Raw genomic sequence first — 16,359 nt, forward strand, 5'->3', positions numbered from 1 at the left:
AAGGACTACCCTTAATCTCTAGTATAAGGAGTTTTTTCTTGCAAGGCCAGGTTATTTCAGGAATTTTGCTGATTTTGGGGCGCAATTGCTCTTGACATGTTTATAATTTTTTTATGCAACGCTAGTGGACGGTGATACTATTTTACTGGATGCCGGCTCCACCACCTTACAGCTGGCCCGCTTGCTGAAGGCGAATAAAAAACAGCCCCTCACAGTGGTGACCAACGCCCTCAATGTAGCCTGGGAACTGGCCTTCGTTGAAGCCATTGATTTAATCCTCACCGGCGGCCACCTGCGCCACCGCACCCTATCTTCCGTCGGTCCCATTGCCGACAATACCCTGCTGGGTTTATACGTCGATAAAGTATTCCTGGCTACCAATAGCTTAGATGTCGAGCGGGGCCTGACTACGCCCAATATCTACGAGGCGCAGACCAAACAGAAGATGGTTAAAGCTGGCCGCGAGGTTATTGTCCTGGCCGACCACAGCAAGTTCGGCCGCATCTCGCTGGGGTTTGTTTGCCCCATAACTGCCATTCACCGGCTCATTACCGATCCCGGTGCCCCGCAAGAGGACCTGGCACGCCTGAAGGAGCGCGGCGTGGAAGTAATTGTCGCCACCAGAGATTGAACTACCAGGAGGGGACATTATTGCCTGCACCCATTATTACTGTTACTTTGAACCCGGCCCTGGACAAGACGGTTGTCGTTGAAAACTTTGAGCCTGGCAAAACAAACCGTGCCCGGATAGTGTGTTACGAGCCCGGCGGGAAAGGAATTAATGTTGCTAAATATTTACATGAACTGAATTATCCGGTTATTGCTACTGGTTTCCTGGCCGGCCATAACGGTATTCTGATTAAAGAGGCCTTACAGGAGAGAGGCATTCTTGCGGATTTCATTGAGGTCGAAGGAGAAACTAGGATCAACCTGAAGGTCATTGATCCTGTCAAAAATACTGAAACGGAAATCAATGAAAACGGGTTTATCGTCAGGAAGGAAGATTTAACCGCTCTGGAGCAGAAGCTCGATGCATTGCTGTCCCGTTGCCGGTTGCTGGTATTATCGGGCAGTTTGCCCGGGGGCGTCCCTGGCGATTTCTATGCCACCTTAATTCGCCAGGGACAGAAATATGGTATTGCTGTCATCCTGGATGCCGAGGGGGAGGCCCTGGAGTACGGCTTGGCGGCCAGGCCCCTGCTGGTAAAACCCAACAAGTATGAAGCCGAAACCCTGCTGGACGAGCAGATCTCTACGCCTGAAGACGCCGTCCGCGCCGGCATAAAAATCCGGCAGGCCGGGGCGGCGATGGTGGTCATTTCCCTGGGCGCCCTGGGGGCGGTGGCTGTGGACGGGCACCAGGCCCTGTGGGCGCAGCCGCCCCGCCTGGCGGTTGGTAGCACCGTCGGTGCCGGTGACGCCATGGTAGCCGTCCTGGCCAGGGCGATAAGTGAAGGGACCGGCCTGGCGGAGGCCCTGCCCCTGGCGGTAGCCGCCGGCACCAGGCTTGCTGCCCGTCGCACCGGGCCCCAGAACAGTATCGGCCTGGAAACCCTGGCCCGCCAGGTTCAAATAATGCCCATTAAAACCCGTCCCGCCAGCTTAGCTGCCCCGGAAATGAGGGTTTCCGGTTAAGCAGGGAAAAGGAGGAAGTTAATTTGAATTCCTACGAGCGCGCCGTGGCTACCCTGAAAGGGGAAATCCCCGACCGGGTGCCAACCTTTGAACTGATGATCGACCCGGCGGTCATGCAGGCTATCACCGGTAGCGATGATTATGCTGATTTCTGTGAATACGTGGGCCTGGATATAGTCGTCACCGGTACCCCTTCTAAACTATATGCCGAAAAGGTTATTGATCCTGTTAGCCGCACTATTATCAACGAATGGGGCATTGTTCGCCGCTACAGCGAGCAGGTGGTTTCCATCCCCCTGGAAGGCCCCATCAAGGAACCTGCCGATATTGAAAATTACACCCCGCCCGATCCCTATGATGAAAGGCGCTATGTCCAGCTCAAAGCCCTGCTGCATCGCTTCAAGGGCAAAAAGCTGGTTGGCATGCACCTCCACGACGCTTTTAACTACCCCGTTTACCTGCGGGGCATGGAACAGCTCTTCATGGACCTGATTATAAACCCGGAACTGGTGCAAAAACTGGTGCGGATTTCAGTGGAACATAACATCGCCATTGCTGAACGGGCCATCGACATGGGCGCCGACTTTATCATCCTGGGCGATGACTACGGCAGTAGCACCAGCACCCTGGTATCCCCGCAGCATTTCCGCGAGTTTTTCCTGCCGGGATTAAAGGAAGTAGTCCAGGCCGTCAAGGCCAAAGGCGCCTTTTGCCTGAAACACTGCTGTGGCAATATCAATGCCATTATCGATGACATGGTGGCCGCCGGCCTGGACGGCCTGCATCCCTTGGATCCAAGCGCCGGCATGGACATGCTGGCCGTGAAAAACCGCCACCCGCAGTTAACCGTCATTGGCGGTATCAGTTGCGCCGAGCCGCTGACGGAGTATAGCGTCGAGGAATTGAAGCAGGAAGTAAAGAAAGTTATCGACTGCGTGGCCCCCGGCGGTCGCTATATCCTGGCCTCCAGTAATTCTATCCACAGTAAAGTAAAACCGGAAAATTTCCTGGCCATGCAGGAAGCGGCACGAGAATACGGGATCTATAGGAAGTCCGGTAAGCAGTCAGGGTAGTAGCAATCGCCCAGATCCAGGAGTAGAAGAACGGATTAATCAAGGAAGGTAATCTTGACTGGAAAGGTAGCCGGGTTAAAGCTATCCCTGCATACCAATTTCACTTACCAATATAGATTGGCAAGAAGTTTTTTTCAAAAAAAATTACAGAGTAGCAGGAATCCCGAAGGCGGCGTCGAATATATGACAACGATAGTCATCGACAACGTTATCAAGTCAGAGGAGTAAGGTTTATTTTGATAAATAGGAATGATTCACCTAAAGGGCTGCCTACTATTAAAGACGTGGCTGCTGCCGCCGGGGTTTCCTTGAAAACTGTTTCCCGGGTCATCAACGGCGACGAGCACGTCCGCGAGCAGACCAGGGAAAAGGTCCTGGCGGCTATCAAGGCTGTGGGTTACCAGCCGAACGCCATTGCCAGGAGTTTACGGGTTAAGAAAACTTATACCATCGGCGTCATCATCGCCGATATAACTAACAACTTTTACAGCGCTATTGTCCGGGGTATCGAAGACATCGCCACCAGTAAAAACTACAGCCTCCTCATTGCTAACTCTGACGAGATGCTGAAGAAAGAAAAGCAATATACCCGCATCTTTGTGGAAAAGCAGGTGGAGGGGATGATTATCGTCCCGGCGGGCGGCTCCCACCAGTATCTAGAGCACCTGGCCGGGCACCTGCCCCTGGTCTTTGTGGACCGGCAACCGGAAGATTTTAAGGGTGCCTCCATTGTTAAGGTGGAAAATAGCCAGGGTGCCTATAATCTAACTTGCCATTTACTGCAACACGGCTACCGGGAAATTGCCTATATCGGCCATATCGCCAGTTTAACAACTGGGGAAGAACGCTTCGCCGGTTTTAAAAAAGCCATGGAGGAATATGGCCAGGAGATTAAACCTTTCCTGGTGCGGATGGGTAGTAAAACGGTAATGGATGCCTTCCGGGCCACCCAGGAGGTTTTAACGGGACAGCCGCGCCGGCCCCAGGCCATCTTTGCCACTAATAATATCATGGTGCTGGGGGCATTACGGGCCCTGACCCATCTGGGCCTGGAAGTGCCGCGGGATATAGCCCTGGTGGGTTTTGATGATTTTGAAACTGCGGATACCTGCCGGCCGCGCCTGACCGTCGTTTCCCAGCCGGCCTACGCCATGGGCCGGGAGGCAGCCATTATGTTGTTCCGCCAGATGGAAGGAGCTGCTTCTGGGCAGGAAATTACCTTGCCGACGGAATTGATAATCCGGGAATCCTGCGGCTGCCTGGGGCAATTCCAGCGGCAGCCTGGACAGGAGAAGATAAGCTAAACTAGCATCAATTGACAACGTTGTTTTTTGTCGAAGAAGCTGCTGCATCTTAATATGTAACGTTTTTAGCGAGGTGGCTATTGATGCCGGAAGTAATCTGCCTGGGGATTATGGTAGCCGATTTAGTGGGCCGGCCGGTGCGCGTAATACCGGAAAAAGGGAAGTTAACCCTGGTAGATACCATGGAACTGCATACCGGCGGCTGTGCCGTCAATACCGGGCGAGCCTTGAGCAAGCTGGGAATTAAGACGGGTGTTATTGGCAAATTAGGAGCCGACGCCCTGGGCGACTTTATCATCAAGGAACTGGAAATTGCCGGTATTGATACCCGGGGCATCAGGCGGGCCGCCGGTGTAAATACTTCGGCGACCATGGTCATGGTCAGTGAAGACGGCGAACGCTCTTTTATCCACTATATCGGCGCCAATGCTACTTTGAGGCCGGAGGATATTGACTGGGAACTGGTAAAGGGCGCGCGCCTGCTGCACCTGGCCGGCAGTTTAGTAATGCCGGGTTTTGATGGTGAGCCGGCGGCCGGGGTGCTGAAAAAGGCGCAGGAGATGGGCTGCCTGACCAGCATCGATACGGCCTGGGACGCCACCGGCCGCTGGCAGGAACTCATTGACCCCTGCCTGTCCTATACCGACGTCTTTTTACCCAGTCTGGACGAGGCGCGGATGCTATCCGGCTATGAGGAACCCGAAGCGATAGTGGCCAGCTTCCTGGAGAGGGGGGTGAAGATAGTCGGCATTAAGATGGGTGCCGCCGGTTCTTTTGTGGCTTCGGCCGGGGAAAGCTTTCTGATGCCGCCCTTTAAAGTAGAAGCCGTTGACGCTACCGGTGCGGGGGACGCCTTTGTGGCCGGTTTCCTGGCAGGGCTGGTGCGGGGCCTTGATTTAAAAGAAACAGCCCGGCTGGCCAATGCCGTCGGGGCCCTGGCCGTCACCGCCGTTGGCGCCTCCAGCGGCATCCGTGGCTGGGAAGAAACCAAGGAGTTTATTGCGGCAAATTACAATAACATCAACTGACAAAGGAGTCATAGTAGTATGCTTTATCCATTAAAATTTCGCCCCCATTTACGCTTTTATCCATACGGCGGCTACCGCATTGCCCGCATGTTTGCCAAGGAGGATATCCCCACTGACAGGACCGTAGCGGAAAGCTGGGAGATCAGCGCCTGTCCCGGGTCGGAGGGGATTATTAAGAACGGGCCCCTGGCAGGGTTAAACCTCCAGGAGGCAGTGGATAAATTCCAGGCCGACCTGGTGGGGGAAGCGGTCTGGCAGCAATATGGGAATTACTTTCCCCTGTTAATCAAGTTTCTCGACTGTGCCAAGGACCTGCCACCCCAGGTCCACCCCGATGACGATTATGCTGCGCAAGTAAACCTGCCCTACCGGGGCAAGACCGAGGCCTGGTACGTCCTGGCTGCCGATGAAGGAGCCAGCCTCTGGTGCGGCAGCAAGCCGGGATTGACGGTAGAGGAATTTCGCACCCTTATCGAGAGGGGCGATACCTTTGCCCCCATGAAAAAGGTGCCCAGCAAGGTAGGAGCCACCTACTTTATCCCCGGCGGCCATCTCCACGCCATCGGTGCCGGCAACTTTATCGTGGAAGTGCAGCAGAACAGCGACGCCATCTTTGCCTGGGACTGGCTGGACTGGGATTTTGATGAAGAACGCCGTAAGAGCGATATTGAACACAGCCTGCAGGCGGCCGTCATCCAGGATGGCGATCCCGAGGATATCACCCCTATCACTTTAGAAAAAGGGAAAAACCTCCATGAATATCTTTGCGCCTGCCGTTACTTTACCATGGAGCGGCTGAGCCTTAAGGCACCCTGGGCTGAAGGCGGGGATCTAAGGCGATTTACCGCCCTGATCCCGGTAGCAGGCCAGGGGCAGTTGCGCTATAACGGTGGAGTGGAGAAAGTCAAAGCTGGTGAATCCATACTCTTGCCGGCCAGGATGGGTGCCTGGACCCTGGAACCGGAGGGAGAATTAATTTTAATCCGTGCCCTGGTGCCGGTTAATTTGCGGGAGGATATCATCGAGCCCCTACGTGCGGCTGGGATAAACGATGAGAGAATTATATCCCTTGGTGGTTATGGCATCCAGAACGACTTGCGCGTGTTACTTCGATAAGAGATGCTCCCTTCCAGGGGTATCAATATAACTTTATCGCAAAGGAGGGGGATTATCCTTTATAGCAGCGAAACTATAAATTAAGTAAACTGGTAGGCCTGAGGGTAGAGGTTATTGATTTTAAGTCAATTTTTATGGGAGGGACAAAGATGAGACATTTCAAGAGTGCAAAAATGGTCTTAGTATGGGCTATTGTGGCGGTTTTGGCTCTTTCGTTAGTGGCCTGTGGAGGCTCCAAAAATGAGGGAACCCAAACTGGAGGTTCATCATCTACCCAAACGGAACAAAAGTCATCTAAACCTGCCAAGATAACAGTTGCCGGTGTCGTATTCCAGGAAGACCAGTTCATGAAGCTATTGCAGAAAGGTTACCAGGATGCGGCCAAGGCAGCCGGAGTAGAGTGCTTAGTGAGCAATACAAACAATGACCAGGCTAAAGAGACGGAGTTAATCAATACCTATGTTGCCCAGAAGGTTAGCGGTCTTGCCATAGCTCCCTTGAGCGCTGATGCTTCGGTAGCCACACTTAAAAAAGCCGATGAACAGGGCATGAAGATTGCTGTATCCAATATAAATTTAAACAATGCTCCCTTCATCGTAGGCGGCTATACTTCTGACAACAAGGAGCTTGGCAGGCGTACAGGTCAGGAAGCAGTTAAGTTTATCCAGGAAAAACTAGGCGGAAAAGCTAAAATAGCTATTCTTCAGTTTAAATCTCTTCTTCCTGAGCAGAGCGGCGACCGCACCAGTGGATTCCTAGAAGAAGTCAAGAAGCTACCCGGTGTAGAAATTGTGGCGGATCAAGATGCATGGCTGCAGGATAAAGCGGTACAGGTAGCAGGCGATATTATCACCGCTCATCCCGATGTTAACATCATCTGGGCTGCCAATGAAGGCGGCACTATAGGCGCCACCATGGCAGTGCAAAATGCAGGTAAAGCAGGCAAGATATTTACTTTTGGAACGGATGCCAGCGAGCAGCTGGTGGCTATGCTAAAAGACCCCGCTAATATATTGCAAGCTGTAACGGGCCAGGACCCGTATACTATGGGTTACAAAACCATGGAGACCCTCATCAAAGCTATTAAGGGTGAAGATGTAAGCAGTACAAAAGGTAAATGCATTACAGTTCCCGGTGTGGTTTTAAGCCGTTCCAATCCCGATGGCATAGCCAAATTTGAAGCCGATCTAAAGGCAAAAATGGGTAAATAAAATATGAACGGTGGGGATTTGCGATTTGCAAATCCCCACCCAATAAAAATGCGAGGTAAAATGTCATGAGCATTTTACAGACACGTAACGTCACTAAGATATATCCTGGCACTATAGCATTAGATAACGTATCTATATCTTTTGAAAGCGGTAAAGTCCACGCCTTAATCGGCAAAAATGGTTCTGGAAAATCCACCTTAGTAAAGATATTTTCTGGAGCAATAGAACCCACCAGGGGTGAAATTTTGATAGATGGCACCCCCATTAAATTTAACGATCCGGCAGAAGCTTTTTTAAAAGGTATAGCCACCGTATATCAAGAACTTAGCCTCATACCAGGCCTTACAGTAGCCGAAAACATCTTCATGGGAAGATTACCCATGAAAGGAAGATTTGTAGACTGGAAAAAGACTTACGCCATGGCCGAAGAACTCCTTGAAGAAATGAAAGTAGATATTTCCCCCCATGAAATAGTCTATAATCTAAGCATGTGGCAGCGGCAAATGATAGAGATAGTAAAAGCAATGAGCTTTAAACCCAAAGTATTACAATTGGATGAACCTACATCGGCTTTATCTTATAATGAAACGCAATCCCTCTTTAAAATGGTAAGAGAACTTAAGAAAAAAGATGTCATTATAATATATGTTTCCCACCGCCTCCAAGAGCTTTGGGAAATAGCCGACACATGCACCGTCTTAAGAGACGGTAAACTAATAGGTACCATACCTATGGAAAATGCTACCCATGAACAAATAATAAAAATGATGTTTGGCGACGTAAAAATAAACACCCGGCCTTCTGACCTCAAAGTATCAGATGAAACAATATTAGAAGTAAAAAACCTAACTCGTAAAAATCGTTTTGAAAACGTATCCTTCCAACTCAAAAAGGGAGAAATTTTGGGGATAGCAGGCATGCTGGGCTCCGGAAGGACGGAACTTTTAAAATCTATATTCGGTGCCGATCCCCTGGATAGCGGTGAAATAATAATAAACGGTAAACGTATAAGCGCGCCTGATCCAATAAAAATGAAAAAGGAAGGTCTTGCCCTGACACCGGAAGATAGAAAAAACGAAGGGTTAAACCTGATAGGTTCAATCAAAGATAATTTATGTCTCGCAAGTCTTGACTTAATAGCCAACGGTTCCTTTATTAATCCTAAAACAGAAAACAACTTCGCCAATCGGCAAGTAAAAGAGCTTGAAATAAAAGTATCGGATATAGCCCATCCAGTATCCTCCCTTTCAGGAGGGAACCAGCAAAAAGTAGTAGTGGGCAACTGGCTCAATACAGATCCCCAAATAATATTCTTCGATGAACCTTCCCGGGGCATCGATGTCAATGCCAAACAACAAATATTTAAGATAATCTGGGACCAGTCCAGAAAGGGTGTAGCCAGTGTCATAGTATCCTCGGAGCTGGAAGAACTTTTAGAGGTATGCCACAGAATACTCATTATGAGGCAAGGGCATATCATCGGAGAAGTAAAGCCGGAAAAAACGAACATCGAACAGCTATATTCGCTATGTATGGGAGTGGAAAAGAATTGAAACTGGAAATGCGAAAAGTATTAAATAGATACATGCTGGAATGCATTCTTTTAGTAATAAGTATAGCTATAGCACTTATGGCACCGGGCTTTTTGACCCCCAGCAACTTGCTTAATATCTTGAGGAATATATCTTTACAGGGAGTTATTGCTTTTGGTATGACGATGGTAATTATAGCCGGAGAGATAGACCTATCTATAGGTTCCACCGTAGCCTTGACCGGTGTCATTATAGCTCTTACCTCAGGTGGCCTTGCCAAAGCCGGCATAATGCCCATGGAGACAGGAGTTATTGTAGGGATAATCCTGGCATTCATTATAGCTGCCTTAGTAGGACTTTTTAATGGATGGCTCTTGACCACTTTTAAAATGCCCTCCTTCATTATTACCTTGGCCATGCTGAACGCCCTGTACGGTGTAACGGCCATCATATCCAAAGGATTCCCCGTTACCACACTTCCCAGATGGTATAACATGCTCGGGGCGGGTCAGATATTTTCCATACCTATACCTGCCATCATCCTGCTTATAGTATTTGTAATAGTATCAGTCATAATGAACAGGACAAAATTTGGAAGATCAGTTTATGCAGTAGGTGGCAATCCTGAAGCCGCTCGCCTTTCAGGCATAAATGTGCGCAGGGTGAAAATCACGGTCATGATAGCTGTGCAGGTCCTGGCAGCCCTTGGGGGCACATTAGTATCATCCCAGGTTATGGCAGGTTCCTCTACTTTTGGCAGAGGTTGGGAGCTAAACGTCATCGCATCGGTCATTATCGGTGGTGCCAGCCTATTCGGTGGCATAGGCAAAGTATGGGGTACCTTCATAGGTCTTGCCTTTCTAGGTGTATTAATAAACGGTATGACCCTATTGAATATCAATGAATACGTGCAATATGTGGTAAGAGGTTTATTGATCCTGGCAGCGGTGCTTATAAATACCATGCAAACACAAATAAAGAAATAATTACTCTTTTCCAGATTGATACCCCTTTGGATCTTCAGCACGGAAGTATTTTTCCACCAGGACCACATGTTCCTCCAGTAACGCCTGGCTGTGGCCAAACGTTTAATAAAGCTTAAAAATATGGAGGTGCTTAAAATGCGCGAAATGACTCCCCTCCAGCGTTGCCTTGCCGCTCTCCGTTTTGAGGTCCCCGACCGGGTGCCGGTAGTACCCCAGTCCTTTATGGTAGCCTGCGCTACGGCCGGGTACAAGATCGGCGAGATCAATAAAAGTGGCAAGCTCATGGCCGAAACCCACCTCGTCAGCCAGGCCAAATACGGCTACGACGGCGTCGTCATCGATATAGATGATGCCACCTTGGCAGAGGCCTGCGGTGCTAAAGTTATCTGGCGGGAAAATGATGTGGCTATAGTGGATGAGGAAGATGTGGTTTTAAAGGACCTGCGGCAGATTGACGACCTCCCTTTGCCTGATCCCTACAATTCCGGGCGCCTGCCGGAATGGCTGGAGGCCACCCGGATTTTGCGGGAAAAGATCGGCGACCATGTTTTCATTATGGGCCGGGCCGATCAGGGCCCCTTTGACCTGGCCTGCCTCCTCCGGGGGGCGCAACAGTTTATGATTGACCTGGTAACCGAACCGCCGGAACTCATCTGGAAGGTCCTGGACTACTGCCGGCGGGCCGGGACGCTATTTGCCAAGGCCCAGAAGGATGCCGGGGCCCACGCCACTTCCATTGGCGATTCCTTTGCCGGCCCCAACCTCATTTCCCCGGCCATGTTCCGCCAGTTCGCCCTGGAGCATGAGATTATCATGACTAAAGAAGTCCAGGATTACGGCATTCCTTTCTCCATTCATATTTGTGGTGATACGACTGCCATCCTGGAAGATATGGCATCTACTGGCGCCCAGATCTTGGAGCTTGACTGGCAGGTCGATATGGGCTATGCCAAACGAGTAGTTGGTAACCGGGCCGTTCTTATGGGCAATATCAATCCCAGCGATCCCCTGGTCTGGGGCACACCGGAAGCTATTGAAGCCCAGGCAAGGAATATCATTGAGGCCACCGGGGGTATTGGTCTTTTCCTGAGTTCGGGCTGTGCCATGGGTTACAATACACCGGAGGCCAACATGCGGGCCTTGTGTGAGGCCGGTAAAAAGTATGGTAGCTATGAACGGTTAATGGAGTTGCAGGAGAGAAGGAGTAAGGCTTAATGGCGTACCTTTTTGACCGGGAATTTACCCGCCGGGATATCCGGCGCTACTTTGGCAGCCTGGAACAGGTGGCCGGCATCCGCCCCTTTACCTACAGCGAGGGGCGGGCTGAGGGCCTCAAGGCGGTTGAGGTCAGGACCGGGAGCGGTTTCCGGTTTGTCGTCCTGCCTGGGCGGGGCCTGGATATCGGCCTGGCCGAGTACCGGGGCCTGCCCCTGGCCTTTCGTTCGGCAGTGGGAGAGAGCGGCCCCCAGTATTTTGAACCGGCCGGGCTGGGATGGTTGAGGAACTTTGGCGGCGGCCTCCTGGTTACCTGCGGCCTGACCTACCTGGGCTCTCCCTGCCAGGATGCCGGGGAGGACCTGGGTCTTCACGGCCGCATTAACAACGTTCCAGCTGAGGAGTTGGGTACGGCGACTGCCTGGGAGGGAGATGAGTGCATCTTTACCATTAAGGGCCGGGTACGGGAGGCTGTAGCCGTCTTTGGCCCCAACGTACTCCTGGAAAGGACCATCCAGGCGCGCCTGGGGGAGAACCGCCTGTTTATCCACGACGTGGTCACCAATGAGGGCTGGCAGCCGGCGCCCCATATGATCCTTTATCACATCAATCTGGGTTATCCCGTCCTGGATGCCGGTGCCGAACTGCTGGCTGCCAGCCGGGAGGTAAAACCCCGGGACGAAGTGGCTGCCAGGGGGTTAGCCTCTTACCGCATTTACCAGGGCCCGACGCCTGGTTTCCCCGATACTGTCTTTTATCACGACCTCCTGCCTGATGCCAAAGGATGGTGCCAGGCCGCCCTGGTCAACCGCCGGGTAAACCTGGGTGTATATGTCCGTTATGAACACCAGAACCTGCCCAACTTTATCCAGTGGAAGTTTACCGGTGAAGGCGACTATGTGACCGGCCTGGAGCCGGCCAACTGCCTGGTGGAAGGGAGGGCTAGAGAGCGGCAACGCGGTACCCTGGTGTACCTGGCGCCAGGGGAGGCCCGGGAATACCGCCTGGAGATTGGTGTCCTGACCACGGGAGAGGAAATAGACGCCTTTGCCAGGGCCCTGCCGGCTATTTCCTAAGCCGGTGGCGGAAGCGGCATTAATTAAAAAGGCCAGGCAGGTCGGGAGAAAACGAGGAGCACGGAGTGATTTTTTTGCGTCCAGCAGTTGGTATTATTGAAGCCATGGGATTAACGGCAGCCATCCAGGCGGCCGATACGGCCGTCAAGGCGGCTGGCGTTCAGCTCCTGGGTTATGAACTTTCCAAGGGCAAGGGTATGGTTACGGTACGCTTCAGCGGCGATGTCGGCGCCGTTACGGCGGCCCTGGAGGCCGCCGTGGCGGCAGCCAGGGAAGTAAGTGGCGTTTATGCCTCGCTAGTTCTCCCCAAACCCCATGAAGAACTGGACAAGCTATTGTACCGGCAAAAAAAGGATAGTGTTGACTAGGAAAGGGGGGAGAGCACTAAATGCCAATCATGACTTTAAAAGAAGTGCTGGCTGACGCCGACCGGCGCCATTACGGCGTGGGGGCCTTTAATGTCCTTAACGTCGAGATGCTGAATGCCATTGTAAGCGCGGCTGAGGAAGAGCAGGCACCGGTGATCCTGGCTTTTGCCGAGGTACACCAGAAGTATATCGCCATGGAAACCATTGCGCCGCTGATGCTTAAAGTTGCCCGGGAAGCCACGGTACCGGTGGTGGTTCATTACGACCACGGCCAGCAGTTTGAAAACATAATCAAGATCATGCATTACGGTTTTACCTCGGTAATGTTTGACGGCTCGACCCTGCCCTATGAAGAGAATGTCCGCCGCACCCAGGAAGTGGTGCGGATTGCCAGGATCCTGGGCGTTTCCGTGGAGGCCGAACTGGGGCATGTCGGCGGGGCGGAAGGCGGCCCGGGTGGGGAAGATGACCCGCAGGCCTGTTATACTGATGTCAACCAGGCGGCCGATTTCGTAGCCCGGACCGGTGTCGATGCCCTGGTGGTAGCCATTGGTACCGCCCACGGCGTTTACCGTACCCGCCCAAAGCTCGATTTAGAGCGCCTGGCGGCCATCAAAAAACGGGTGGGGATACCCCTGGTCCTCCACGGCGGTTCGGGGTTGAGTGACGACGATTTTCGCCAGGCCATTGCCCGGGGAATAGCCAAGATCAATATCTTTACCGACATGTCCCTGGCAGCCGTCGATCAATTGAAAACGAAGCTGTGCACCTGTAGCCAGGGTAGCTGCGATGCGTCGTGTGCTGACAACTGCTTGCTCCAGCGTGATTACAGCGGTGGTTTGCCCGGGGACAGCATGGAAGACCTGGTCCAACGGGTAGTGGCCCGGGTATTGCAGGAGTTGACGCAGAAAGAGAAAGCCCAGGTCCAGCCGGTACAAAGTTACCCGGATTTAATTTTAGCGACTACGGCCGGGATTAAGGCCGAGGTTAAACGCAAGATACGCCTTTTTGGCAGTAACGGCAAGGCCCTTGCCTTTGGCAAGTAGGATGCGGTGGGACTTGCTACATTTTGCTGAGCAAAAACATTTCGTTTAAGGAGGCAATTTGCAATGATTAATGGTGCGCTGGGTATGGTGGAAACCAAGGGTTTGACCGCAGCTATTGAGGCGGCCGATGCTATGGTAAAGGCAGCCAGTGTAAGCTTGCTGGGTATGGAGAAAATCGGCTCCGGGATGGTGACGGTTTTCGTGGCCGGCGATGTCGGTGCGGTCAAGGCAGCCACCGAAGTCGGCGCCCAGGCTGCCCAGAAGGTTGGCGAGCTGATAGCCGTCCATGTCATTCCCCGGCCCCATGCTGAGCTGGAAAAGATCCTGCCGGCCATGGAATAGTTCTGTCCTCATAAAGTGAGGGAGCGATAAAGTGCTGCCACAGGAAGAATTACTGGCCATCATCACCAGGGCGGTCCTGGCTGAATTAAAGGAGCAAAAGCGTTTAATCCCGGTAGGTGTTTCTGCCCGCCATCTCCACATCAGCCGCGCCGACCTGGATGTCCTGTATGGCCCCGGTTATCAGTTAAAAAAATTAAGGCCCCTTATGGCCGGTGAATTTGCTGCCGAGGAGACAGTGACCCTGGTGGGTCCTAATATGCGGGCCCTGGAGCACGTCCGTATCCTCGGGCCGGAGCGCCAACAGACCCAGGTCGAGCTGGCCCGGACGGATGCCGTCCGCTTAGGGCTCAATCCCCCGGTGCGCCAGTCGGGGGACCTGGCAGGTTCAGCGGGGTTAGTAATTGTAGGCCCCAAGGGAGCCGTGGTCCTGCGGGAAGGTTGCATTATTGCCAACCGCCACATTCACATGACCCCGGCTGATGCCCGGGCCCTGGGCCTGAAAGATAATGTCTACGTTGATGTACGGGCCGTAGGGGAAAAGGGTGCCGTTTTACACCAGGTACAGGTACGGGTTCATGAAAAGTTTCGTACCGAACTGCACATCGACACCGATGATGCTAACGCCCTGGGGTTACGCTGCGGCGATCGCGTCATGGTGGTAGCGTGAAAGCTGGCGAGATAAATGTTAATCGGTAAAGTTATCGGCTCAGTAGTTTCCACCCGGAAACACGAAGGCCTGGTAGGCTTGAAGCTCCTGATCATCAGGCCGTTAAACAGCCGCTCCCGGCACCAGGACCTGGTAGCCGTCGACAATATCGGCGCCGGCACCGGGGAAACCGTGCTGGTGACCACAGGCAGTAGCGCCCGCCTGGTGCTCAACAACCCCCAGGCGCCGGTAGATGCCGCCGTGGTAGGCATTGTCGACAACCCGGCCGGGGTATCGTCCGGGTAACTACTGCTGCCTTTTAAAGGGGTAATAACTTTGCAGGCAGGAGAAGAACGGATTGCCCAGATTGTAGCGGAAGTGCTAAAAAAATTACAGCCCTATCTGCTTCCCGGCCAGCCGGCACCCGACCACCTGGTGGCCGGAGCGGCGCCGGCTAATACTCCCGGTGAACAGGGTATTTTTAATGATCTGGAAGCGGCCCTGGCGGCCGCCAAAAAGGCCCAGGCAGAATTGATGGCCCTGGCCAGGGATACCAGGGAGAAAATTATCGCCGCCATACGCCAGATCTTCTTGGAAAATGCCGAAAAGCTGGCCCGCCTGGCGGTGGAAGAAACCGCCATGGGACGTTATGAAGATAAGATCGTCAAGAATAAGAACGCGGCTTTGCTGACGCCGGGTATGGAGGATTTGGAGCAAAGGGTTGATGCCGGTACGACGGGGATGATTTTTAGCGAGCGCGGTCCCTTTGGCTTGATAGTTTCCATTGAGCCGACCACCAACCCGGTAGCTTCGCCGGTCAATCATGGCCTGGCCATGATTGCCGCCGGCAACAGCGTTTTCTTTGCTCCCCATCCCCGGGCCGTCAAATGCTGCCACGAGGTGGTACGCCTTTTTAACGAGGCGATCTGTAAGGCCGGCGGTCCTGCTAATTTAGTAGTAACCACCCAGGAGGTCAGCCTGGATAACGTCCGCCGGGCCATGGCCTCACCCCAGGTAAACCTGATCGTAGCCACCGGCGGCCACACCCTGGTGGAGGCTGCCCTGGCCAGCGGCAAGAAATGCATTGCCGGCGGTCCCGGCAACCCGCCGGTGGTGGTGGATGAAACGGCCGATATTGAGCTGGCGGCTCGGAATATCATCCTGGGGGCGTCTTTTGACAATAACCTCCTCTGTATCGCGGAGAAAGAGGTTTTTGTCGTGGACCAGGTGGCGGATGCCCTGCTGCTGGCCATGCAGCGCCAGGGCAATTATGTGGCCAGCAACCTGGAAATCCAGCAACTGACCAAACTCTTGGTGGTGGACGGTAAGATTAACAGCCGCTTTATCGGCCAGAATCCCTCCCGGATCTTAAAAGAGATCGGGGTCCGGGTTGGGGATGAGGTGCGGGCGGTAGTCATGGAAGTACCCCTGGAACACCCCCTCGTTACCCTGGAACAACTGATGCCCGTTCTGCCGGTGGTCAGGGTCAAGGATTTTGCCACGGCATTAAAAGTCTCCCGGGAAGTGGAACACGGCTTCCGGCATACGGCCGCCATTTACACCCGCGATTATACCCGGGCGGCGGCCTTCGCCCGGGCCATGGAAGCCACCCTGACGGTGGTCAATGTGCCCACCTATGCCGGCCTGGGTGGCGAAGGTATCGGCAAGCCAACCATGACCGTGGCCGGCCCCACGGGGGAGGGTATTACTTCACCCCGGACTTATACCCGCGAGCGTAACGTTGTCTTTGGTGGCCAGTTAACCATTGTTTAGACCGGAGT

17 protein-coding genes are annotated in these 16,359 nt (G+C 53.1%); all 17 read left to right on the plus strand.

Features of this window, described 5'->3' with window-relative positions; all coding sequences use genetic code 11:
• Nucleotides 1-124 precede the first annotated feature (124 nt).
• The 17 genes from MOST_RS08760 (at nucleotide 125) to MOST_RS08840 (ending at nucleotide 16,351) form a co-directional block, all read left to right on the plus strand.
• Nucleotides 125-631, plus strand: a complete 507-nt coding sequence (locus MOST_RS08760; RefSeq protein WP_245909665.1) for a DeoR/GlpR family DNA-binding transcription regulator — start codon at nucleotides 125-127, stop codon at nucleotides 629-631.
• 20 nt (nucleotides 632-651) lie between these two features.
• Nucleotides 652-1,635 (plus strand): 1-phosphofructokinase, encoded by a 984-nt coding sequence (gene pfkB / locus MOST_RS08765; protein ID WP_054936896.1) that lies wholly within the window; start codon nucleotides 652-654, stop codon nucleotides 1,633-1,635.
• A 23-nt stretch (nucleotides 1,636-1,658) separates the two neighbouring features.
• Nucleotides 1,659-2,708, plus strand: coding sequence for a uroporphyrinogen decarboxylase family protein (locus MOST_RS08770; RefSeq protein WP_054936897.1), 1,050 nt, complete (start codon nucleotides 1,659-1,661; stop codon nucleotides 2,706-2,708).
• A 236-nt stretch (nucleotides 2,709-2,944) separates the two neighbouring features.
• Nucleotides 2,945-4,012, plus strand: coding sequence for a LacI family DNA-binding transcriptional regulator (locus MOST_RS08775; protein WP_244267040.1), 1,068 nt, complete (start codon nucleotides 2,945-2,947; stop codon nucleotides 4,010-4,012).
• 83 nt (nucleotides 4,013-4,095) lie between these two features.
• Nucleotides 4,096-5,040: a carbohydrate kinase family protein gene (locus MOST_RS08780; RefSeq protein ID WP_054936898.1), complete on the plus strand. Its 945-nt coding sequence runs from the start codon at nucleotides 4,096-4,098 to the stop codon at nucleotides 5,038-5,040.
• A gap of 18 nt (nucleotides 5,041-5,058) precedes the next feature.
• On the plus strand, nucleotides 5,059-6,156 hold the full coding sequence (locus MOST_RS08785; protein ID WP_054936899.1) for a type I phosphomannose isomerase catalytic subunit: 1,098 nt from the start codon (nucleotides 5,059-5,061) through the stop codon (nucleotides 6,154-6,156).
• 149 nt (nucleotides 6,157-6,305) lie between these two features.
• Nucleotides 6,306-7,367, plus strand: a complete 1,062-nt coding sequence (locus tag MOST_RS08790) for a substrate-binding domain-containing protein (protein WP_106007101.1) — start codon at nucleotides 6,306-6,308, stop codon at nucleotides 7,365-7,367.
• A gap of 65 nt (nucleotides 7,368-7,432) precedes the next feature.
• Nucleotides 7,433-8,920, plus strand: coding sequence for a sugar ABC transporter ATP-binding protein (locus tag MOST_RS08795; RefSeq protein ID WP_054936901.1), 1,488 nt, complete (start codon nucleotides 7,433-7,435; stop codon nucleotides 8,918-8,920).
• Entirely contained in the window at nucleotides 8,917-9,885 is a 969-nt protein-coding gene (locus tag MOST_RS08800; RefSeq protein WP_208974846.1) for an ABC transporter permease, read from the plus strand. The genes MOST_RS08795 and MOST_RS08800 overlap by 4 nt, the downstream gene beginning before the upstream one ends.
• Nucleotides 9,886-10,020: 135 nt before the next feature.
• Nucleotides 10,021-11,100 carry a uroporphyrinogen decarboxylase family protein gene (locus MOST_RS08805; RefSeq protein WP_054936903.1) on the plus strand — a complete coding sequence of 360 codons (1,080 nt, stop codon included), beginning with the start codon at nucleotides 10,021-10,023 and terminating at the stop codon, nucleotides 11,098-11,100.
• Entirely contained in the window at nucleotides 11,100-12,176 is a 1,077-nt protein-coding gene (locus MOST_RS08810; RefSeq protein WP_054936904.1) for an aldose 1-epimerase family protein, read from the plus strand. The genes MOST_RS08805 and MOST_RS08810 overlap by 1 nt, the downstream gene beginning before the upstream one ends.
• A 65-nt stretch (nucleotides 12,177-12,241) precedes the next feature.
• Nucleotides 12,242-12,544: a BMC domain-containing protein gene (locus tag MOST_RS08815; RefSeq protein WP_277995706.1), complete on the plus strand. Its 303-nt coding sequence runs from the start codon at nucleotides 12,242-12,244 to the stop codon at nucleotides 12,542-12,544.
• Between the two features lie 20 nt (nucleotides 12,545-12,564).
• Entirely contained in the window at nucleotides 12,565-13,590 is a 1,026-nt protein-coding gene (locus MOST_RS08820) for a class II fructose-bisphosphate aldolase (RefSeq protein ID WP_054936905.1), read from the plus strand.
• Nucleotides 13,591-13,653: 63 nt separating this feature from the next.
• Nucleotides 13,654-13,932 (plus strand): BMC domain-containing protein, encoded by a 279-nt coding sequence (locus tag MOST_RS08825; RefSeq protein WP_054936906.1) that lies wholly within the window; start codon nucleotides 13,654-13,656, stop codon nucleotides 13,930-13,932.
• 31 nt (nucleotides 13,933-13,963) lie between these two features.
• The gene (pduL, locus tag MOST_RS08830; protein ID WP_244267042.1) at nucleotides 13,964-14,599 is read left to right on the plus strand and encodes a phosphate propanoyltransferase; all 636 of its coding nucleotides are present in this window, start codon (nucleotides 13,964-13,966) and stop codon (nucleotides 14,597-14,599) included.
• Nucleotides 14,600-14,614: 15 nt separating this feature from the next.
• Entirely contained in the window at nucleotides 14,615-14,884 is a 270-nt protein-coding gene (locus MOST_RS08835; RefSeq protein ID WP_054936907.1) for a EutN/CcmL family microcompartment protein, read from the plus strand.
• Nucleotides 14,885-14,914: 30 nt separating this feature from the next.
• Complete coding sequence (locus MOST_RS08840) at nucleotides 14,915-16,351, plus strand: aldehyde dehydrogenase (RefSeq protein WP_054936908.1); 1,437 nt, start codon at nucleotides 14,915-14,917, stop codon at nucleotides 16,349-16,351.
• Nucleotides 16,352-16,359: the final 8 nt, after the last annotated feature.

The sequence above is a fragment of the Neomoorella stamsii genome, from assembly GCF_002995805.1.
GTDB lineage: Bacteria > Bacillota > DSM-521 > Neomoorellales > Neomoorellaceae > Neomoorella > Neomoorella stamsii.